Below are 680 nucleotides of genomic sequence, written 5' to 3' on the forward strand. Positions count from 1 at the left end.
GCGCCTGATACTCGAACAGGTTGAGCAGCACCTGCCCGAAATTGTTGCCGCCGCTGTCCTTCATCATGATGTCGCGCGAGCGCGCCATCTCGCCGCCGGGAAAATCCCGATCGGCGAAGTGGTCGCCTGGGGGCGGCGGCGGGGGCGCATTGCCGGCCGGAAGTGCGGTGCCGATCATTTGCATGCCGGGCATGGCGGGCGTTCCCGGCGTCGCTGTCTGGCCATGCTGCGCATGGTCCATCCCGGGCATGTCGGGCATCGCGCCGTCCTGATGCTGGGAGTGGTCCATGCCCGGCATCTCCGGCATTGCGGGAGACGTGGATTGCGGCTGACCGGCCGCATTTGCTTGCGCCGCGGGAGTGGTCTGGTGCTGCGAATGGTCCATTGCCGGCATGGTGTCCGGCGCTGGCTTCTGAGCGCGCGGCCTGGCAGTGGGCTTGGGGCGCGGCGCGGCGGCCTTGTCCTTCTTTTTCTCCTGCGCCGGCCGCGCCCCGCCCGGCGGCGCCATGCCGGGCATGTCGTGCATCGAATGATCCTGGGCAAAGGCGGGTGCGGCGGCGAGAAGGGCGATCGCGCTCACCAGCGGCGTGAGGATGCGGGTCATTGCGCGTCTCCCTTCGGACGCACGCTCACGACCCGCATCATCCCTGCATGCATGTGGTAGAGGAGATGGCAGTGGA

The 680-nt window shown here is 68.4% G+C and carries 1 protein-coding gene and 1 pseudogene; both read right to left on the bottom strand.

The window, feature by feature from the left end; translation table 11 throughout:
* Nucleotides 1-604: pseudogene (locus tag AX703_RS03760) on the bottom strand (copper resistance protein B); the annotation flags it as partial.
* Nucleotides 601-680: multicopper oxidase domain-containing protein (locus tag AX703_RS28805; protein WP_156451904.1), on the bottom strand; the 80-nt coding region annotated here is incomplete at its 5' end. The gene AX703_RS28805 and the pseudogene AX703_RS03760, both read right to left, overlap by 4 nt.

This window comes from Novosphingobium sp. CCH12-A3 (assembly GCF_001556015.1).
GTDB lineage: Bacteria > Pseudomonadota > Alphaproteobacteria > Sphingomonadales > Sphingomonadaceae > Novosphingobium > Novosphingobium subterraneum.